Here is a 6,827-nt window from a genome sequence, read left to right as displayed (position 1 = left end):
AGTGGAACGAGAGGTTGAGATTTAGAACGTTTTTTATGCGATTTGGAAACTATTTTGCACTCTCAAACTCCGTCCAAGTTGTGCAAAATAGTTTCCAAAACAGTGCAAAATATTTTGCCGCGCTACACCCGGCTGGTTAATCCGCGCACGGTGCATGAGGTGGATCCGCAGGTTAACCCCAGCGCGCTGGCCAGCGTCGCTATTGCCAACCCTGGTGAGGGCTGGGTAAGCCTGCCGCATCTGGCCGCAAAACTGGTTGAGGATTTCAAAGCCGCAGGCGGCGAAGTGATTGAACAGGCAGGCAAAGCCAGTGTGCTGACCGCAGGAGGGCGGGCCACAGGCATTCGCAGCGCGAAACGGGGCGACATCATGGCCGATCGGGTGCTTGTCGCCTGTGGTTCCTGGACGCCCGATGTCGTTGCGCCGCTTGGTGTACGCATTCCCAACGGGTCGCCGGTGTCCATGCTGGTTACCACTACCGCACAGGAACGCGATCTTAACGTGGTATTAAATACGCCCCGCGCGGCGATACGTCCCAACCCTGGCCGTACGCTGGCGGTCGATCATGACTGGTATGAAGAGGATATCGTTGCGCATGCTGATGGTCAGTACAGCATCGATCATGCCGTTATTCGCCAGTTAATGGCGGATGCGGGTCACCTGCTTGGCGACGGCGCACCACTGGAAGCAGACAGCTGGAAAATTGGCCTGAAACCCGTGCCGGGGGATGGTGAACCGGTTGTCGGGGAGCTGAAAAAAGTCCCCGGTTGCTTTGTGGCCTTTACCCATTCGGGCGCGACGCTGGCACTGATTCTGGGCGAATTGCTGACGGAGGAGATCCTCAACGATGTCCGGCATCCCATGCTCGCGACCTTCCGGCCGGAACGATTTAACTAAGCCCGCCCCCGCGCCGTCGCCCGACGGCGCGGGAACCGTCTGCGACATGGTTATGCGCTGGGGCATCTTTGCCCCCTTTCTCCCGCCACCTGACGCGGCTTTCAGCGTCACCGCCCCCTTCAGACTCCGTGACGACCGGTATAACGTTGTTCCCCGTGTGACACCGTCACGACGCGCTGGATTCGGAGCAATCTGAACGGGCCACGTGGCGCGCGCTGTGCGTGGCGGTACGCCGGGCGAGTCCTGTTTGCCCTGCCCGTTGACCGCCAGCACAGTTAAGCATGCTTTGTTCTGTCATCTACACTTAGCCATTCATTCCCGGCAACCCTGAGCGGTTTGCCCATGCAAAGGACGACTTTATGACTGAACAATCGACAACAAATCACGCCTGGCTTTTGGCTTCACGCCCCAAGGGTGAACCAACGGAAGACAACTTCCGTTATGTTGCGCAGCCGACACCTGAAATCAAAGATGGCGAGATCTTACTGCGTACGATTTATCTGTCACTCGACCCTTATATGCGCGGACGTATGGATGAAGGGAAATCTTACGCGCCACCGGCAGAGCTGGATAAGCCGATGGTTGGCGGCACGGTTTGTCAGGTCGCCGAATCCAAAAACAGTGAATTTAAAGCGGGTGACTGGGTGCTTTGCCAGAGCGGCTGGCAGGAATATGCCGTGTCTGATGGTAAAGACGTTGCCCGTCTGAATAGCGACCTCCCGCATCCCTCCTGGGCGCTGGGAATTCTCGGCATGCCCGGATTTACGGCCTATATGGGATTAATGGATATCGGTCAGCCGAAAGAAGGCGAAACCCTGGTTGTCGCGGCGGCAACCGGTCCGGTGGGCGCGACCGTGGGCCAGTTAGGAAAAATGAAAGGCTGTCGCGTGGTAGGTGTCGCGGGTGGTGAAGAAAAATGCCGTCATGCGGTCGAAAATCTGGGCTTTGATGCCTGTATCGATCACCACAGCCAGGACTTTGAAGAGCAGCTCAAAAATGCCTGCCCGGATGGCATTGATATCTATTTTGAAAACGTGGGCGGTAAGGTGTTCGATGCGGTCTTCCCGCTGCTGAACCCGGCGGCGCGGGTGCCGGTTTGCGGACTGTTTTCTGCCTACAGCCAAAAAGAGCTGCCGCCAGGCCCTGACCGTACCTCACGCATCATGGCCGGTATTCTGACCCGGCGCATTCGCATGCAGGGCTTTATCATTTTCCAGGATTACGGCCATCGCTATCCTGAGTTTTTGAAAGCCATGACGCCGCTGGTAGCGAGTAAGAAGATCCACTATCGCGAGCACATGATTGACGGTCTGGAGAACACACCCAAAGCGTTTATCGATATGCTTAACGGTAAAAACTTCGGTAAAACCGTCGTGAAAGTGGCCTCGTAACCCCACCTGTCACTTAAAAATGCAACGTCACTGACGTTGCATTTTTTTATCTGCCGGACGGTAAAACAGTTATTGCCGCCTTCAATGCCTGCGGCAGAGCACGACCGACAGCGAGCTGTCTGACCCAGTACCGGCCAAAACGTCCCCCTACGTACCCACCAGCCTCACCTCACGGGCAACACGCCGCCCACGCATCGCCCGGAAAGGGAGAGATCTCCTGCATCGCGGCCTGATGAACTTGCGACAACACCTGATGGCGGAATGATTAAAAAACATTCACCATCCCGGCGGGTTTGTCAGGTCTGGGGCGTGAAAAGCCCTGCCTGCCTGGGTCAGAGGCGAACAGGAAGATAAACAGATCGTCATATAAAGAGTGAACGATTCACCGTTGCGCTTCTCAGTTTTACGCTACGCTTACTCCATGCAATACCCGTATAAACATGGAGACTAATTGAATGAGTCACGATGCGCATAAACCCACCACCACCGACGCAGGCATTCCGGTTGCCAGCGATGAGCACTCGTTGTCGGTAGGACCGGACGGCCCGCTGGTACTGCACGATCACTATCTGATTGAGCAGATGGCGAACTTTAACCGTGAACGTATTCCTGAACGGCAGCCACATGCAAAAGGGAGCGGTGCCTTTGGCTTTTTTGAGGTGACTGAAGATGTCAGTCGCTACACCAAAGCCAACGTTTTTCAGCCCGGCACGAAAACGGATGTGCTGATGCGCTTCTCAACCGTAGCCGGTGAGCGCGGCAGCCCGGATACCTGGCGCGATCCACGCGGTTTTTCCATCAAGTTTTATACCCGCGAAGGCAATTACGACCTGGTGGGCAACAATACGCCGGTGTTTTTTATTCGCGACCCGATGAAGTTTCAGCATTTTATTCGCTCGCAAAAACGCCGTGCGGACAACAATCTGCGTGACAACGATATGCAGTGGGATTTCTGGACGCTGTCACCGGAATCGTCGCACCAGGTCACGTGGCTGATGGGCGATCGCGGTATTCCCAAAAGCTGGCGTCATATGAACGGCTACTCCAGTCACACCTATATGTGGGTAAACGCACAGGGCGAGAAGTTCTGGGTGAAATACCACTTCCATACCGATCAGGGCATTGAAAACCTGACGCAGCAGGAAGCCGATAAGCTGGCAGGTGAGGACGGCGATTACCATACGCGCGATCTTTTCATGTCCATTAAAAACGGCCACTTTCCGAGCTGGACGCTCTATATGCAGATCATGCCCTTTGCGGAGGCAGATGAATACCGCTACAACCCGTTCGATCTCACCAAGGTCTGGCCGCACAGCGATTACCCGTTGATCAAGGTTGGAAAACTTACGCTGAACCGCAATCCTACCGACAACCATGCGCAGATTGAACAGGCTGCCTTTGAGCCTAACAATCTGGTGCCCGGTATTGGTCTGAGCCCGGATAAGATGCTGCTCGGGCGCGTCTTTGCCTATGCGGATGCCCACCGCGCCCGACTCGGGGTAAATTACAAGCAGATTCCGGTTAACGCCCCGCAGTCGCCGGTCAACAGCTACAGCAAAGACGGCGCGATGCGCATTAACCCGGTATCCGACCCGGTTTATGCGCCCAACAGCAAAGGCGGCCCGGTTGCCGATGGTGAACGTTATCCAACCGACTCGGTCTGGTCTGCCAGCGGCGATATGGTACGGGCACCCTATTCTCTGCGCCGTGACGACGACGACGTAGGCCAGGCGAATACGTTGATCAATAAGGTGATGGATGACGCCGCGCGTGACCGGCTGGTCAACAACGTTACAGGTCTTCTGTTAAACGGCGTGGAAGAGCCAGTGCTGTCGCGGGCTTTTGCGTACTGGCGCAATATCGACAAAACCATTGGTGACCGCATCGCCACGGCCGTGCTGGACGCGCGGGCTAAACGCTAAACCGCCCTGCCAAACGGTGGCATCCGCCACCGTTTTATCCCCGTCGCATTCAGCCATGCTTTGCACAAAACTGCTCAATATCCTCTGACTGAAAATCGGCAAGGTTTGCCATGATCTTTTCCCGTGTCCAGTTCCACCAGGCGATGTGTTGTAAGCGCGTGGCAATCGCCGGATGGAAGCGAACCCGAATCGGTTTGGCGGGCACGCCACCGACCACGGTATAGGCTGCAACGTCTTTCGTCACCACCGCGCCCGCCGCCAGCACCGCCCCGTCGCCCACCGTGACGCCGGGCAGTACGATCACGCCATGACCGATCCAGACGTCATTGCCAATGATCACTCTGTCTTCTCGCCGGGCGGTGAAAAAACCGTGGTCGCGCGTGGCGGTCGCGTCGTAATACTCCGGACAATAGGTAAAGCGGTGTTGTGACGCGCGATTCATCGGGTGATTCGGCGCGCCAATCCGGACCTGATTAGCGATCGCGGTGAAACGGCCAATCTCACTGTCGGCAATGCAACAATGTTCACCTACATAGGAGAAATCGCCCAGGGTGCTGTATTCCAGATAGCTGTGAGCCAGAATTTCACACTGCGCGCCAATCTGCGTTTCACGCATGCGTACGCTGGCATCGATTTCGGTTTGCTGAAGTTTGGCGGGTTTTACCGCGGCAAGTGACATGTAAACGCTCCCGGCTCTGGTCTGAGGTCTGGATAAGTGATGCCCGTAAGGCGCCTGACTGCCGCGCCACTGTAGCCGGATAACATGACAGACAATTGACAACGAAAAAGGCGGAGTGGTTAGCTCCGCCTTGGTCAAAGTTCCGGTTATTTTGCATGACCGGTCAGTTGCAAAAGGGCAACGATGATCTGCAAGATGACCCGGATAATCTCCAGAATCAGCTTAGTCAGTTCCATCACTTTCCTTCTCCTGCTTAGGGAGCGCGCTGTTCAGCAGCCGGGACTCTGACATTACCCGCCGACTGCCTGAGCACAACGTTGTGGAGAGGGCTGAGCGGCACTCATGGTTTAAGCCACAGGCCAGCACCACCTGGGACCTGCCGGGATTTACATAACCGTGCTCCCCTGGAAGCAATCAGTTAACCACGGTGCGATGCCCGACGCTCAACACATGTATAAATATACAGTATTTTGGCCAAACTTGAAGTCTTCGCTGTCACTCTTTACACTCAACCTGTGGAGAGTGCTGAGCACCTCGTTTGTCCTCCGGTTACCCGCCGCAGGACGAACAAAAGAAAAAAGGATTTGGCGTTATGCCAAATCCTTTTTTTATGCCTGCGCAGTCGCAATTACTTCGCTGAACTGACGCGCCAGATCGCATCACCTGCATCATCGGCGATAATTAACCCGCCCTGCTTATCGCTGGCCAGGCCCACCGGTAAGCCGTGCACTTCTTTTTCATCCTCAGTCAAAAAGCCGGACACCACGGTTTGCGGTTGCCCCACCGGTTTCCCGTTTTCGAATTTCACCCAGATGACCTTGTAGCCGTTCAGTGGCTTACGGTTCCAGCTCCCGTGTTCGCTGATAAAGGCACCGCCCCGGTACTGCGGCATATTCTCTGCACCATAAAACAACAGGCCCAGTGGGGCGACATGCGAGCTCAGAGCGTAATCAGGCTTGATGGCTGTTTTGACCAGATCCGGTCGCTGCGGCTGAGCGCGTACATCAACGTGTTGACCAAAATAGCTGTAGGGCCAGCCATAGAAGCCCTTCTCTTTAACAGACGTCAGGTAGTCGGGCACCAGATCCGAGCCAATTTCGTCACGCTCGTTGACGACCGCCCACAACTGCTTCGTCTGCGGCTCCCAGTCGAGCCCCGTCGGGTTACGCAAGCCGCTAGCATAAATGCGGCTGGCACCGCTGGCGGCATCGACCTCCAGCACGGCGGCACGGCGGTATTCCGCACCAATACCGTTTTCGGTGATATTACTGTTCGACCCGACGCCGACGTACAGTTTGCTGCCATCAGGACTGGCTAACAGCGCTTTTGTCCAGTGGTGGTTAATGGGCCCGCCGGGTAATTCGGTCACCTCTTCCGGCGCGGTGCGAATCTCGGTTTGTCCTTCGCTGTAGGGAAATTTCACCAGACTGTCTGCATTTGCCACATACAGGGTATTCCCGACCAGTTGCATGCCAAACGGCGCGGTCAGATTCTCGATAAAGCGGTGTTGCTCCCACTTGCCATTCACATTACGCAACAGGGTGATGCGGTTACCGCCTTTGCCCCCTTTGCCTGAGGCATTTTTTACCAGACCCGTAATCAGCTCTTTCGGCTTGGTCGTGGGTTTAGGTGTGCCGTTGGATTCCGCGACCAAAATATCGTTGTTCGGCAGCACGTAGACCTGACGTGGATGCTGAAGCTTATCGGCAATCTTCTCTATCTTCAGCCCCTCGGCGACCTTAGGCATTTCGCCGTTCTTCCACGGAACACCTTTGGGCACCTGCATCGGCGGTACCATAAAATTTTTGGCTTCCGGCAGCTCAGGATTCGCACCAATCTGTTTTTCAGGCGCGACCGACGCACCGTTATCACACCCGGCTAACAGGGCCGTCAGCGCCAACGCTATCAGGGAATATTGTGGCATTTTCATTGGGGCTT

The 6,827-nt window shown here is 55.7% G+C and carries 5 protein-coding genes; 3 read left to right on the top strand and 2 right to left on the bottom strand.

All coding sequences use genetic code 11. The annotated features are described in order from the left end of the window. The first annotated feature begins 114 nt into the window (after nt 1-114). The 3 genes from F7Q90_RS18975 to F7Q90_RS18965 all read left to right on the top strand — a co-directional run bounded on the left by F7Q90_RS18975 (nt 115) and on the right by F7Q90_RS18965 (nt 4,210). Nucleotides 115-897: an NAD(P)/FAD-dependent oxidoreductase gene (locus F7Q90_RS18975; RefSeq protein ID WP_346265400.1), complete on the top strand. Its 783-nt coding sequence runs from the start codon at nt 115-117 to the stop codon at nt 895-897. Between the two features lie 359 nt (nt 898-1,256). Continuing rightward, complete coding sequence (locus F7Q90_RS18970) at nt 1,257-2,288, top strand: NADP-dependent oxidoreductase (RefSeq protein WP_006119113.1); 1,032 nt, start codon at nt 1,257-1,259, stop codon at nt 2,286-2,288. Nucleotides 2,289-2,743: 455 nt separating this feature from the next. Next, on the top strand, nt 2,744-4,210 hold the full coding sequence (locus F7Q90_RS18965; protein ID WP_006119111.1) for a catalase: 1,467 nt from the start codon (nt 2,744-2,746) through the stop codon (nt 4,208-4,210). A 49-nt stretch (nt 4,211-4,259) separates the two neighbouring features. On the opposite strand, the gene F7Q90_RS18960 is transcribed toward F7Q90_RS18965, so the two are convergent. Next, complete coding sequence (locus tag F7Q90_RS18960) at nt 4,260-4,889, bottom strand: DapH/DapD/GlmU-related protein (RefSeq protein WP_006119108.1); 630 nt, start codon at nt 4,887-4,889, stop codon at nt 4,260-4,262. A 628-nt stretch (nt 4,890-5,517) separates the two neighbouring features. Then, nucleotides 5,518-6,819 carry a PQQ-dependent sugar dehydrogenase gene (locus tag F7Q90_RS18950; protein ID WP_006119107.1) on the bottom strand — a complete coding sequence of 434 codons (1,302 nt, stop codon included), beginning with the start codon at nt 6,817-6,819 and terminating at the stop codon, nt 5,518-5,520. Nucleotides 6,820-6,827: the final 8 nt, after the last annotated feature.

The sequence above is a fragment of the Pantoea stewartii subsp. stewartii genome (assembly GCF_008801695.1).
GTDB classification, from domain to species: domain Bacteria; phylum Pseudomonadota; class Gammaproteobacteria; order Enterobacterales; family Enterobacteriaceae; genus Pantoea; species Pantoea stewartii.
Note: the sequence above shows the minus strand (reverse complement) of the source record. Positions and strands in the feature narration are given on the sequence as shown.

Coding starts and splice junctions, on each gene's coding strand:
- F7Q90_RS18950 (WP_006119107.1), bottom strand. CDS start 6,819: ATGAAAATGCCACAATATTCCCTGATAGCGTTGGCGCTGACGGCCCTG.
- F7Q90_RS18965 (WP_006119111.1), top strand. CDS start 2,744: ATGAGTCACGATGCGCATAAACCCACCACCACCGACGCAGGCATTCCG.
- F7Q90_RS18970 (WP_006119113.1), top strand. CDS start 1,257: ATGACTGAACAATCGACAACAAATCACGCCTGGCTTTTGGCTTCACGC.
- F7Q90_RS18960 (WP_006119108.1), bottom strand. CDS start 4,889: ATGTCACTTGCCGCGGTAAAACCCGCCAAACTTCAGCAAACCGAAATC.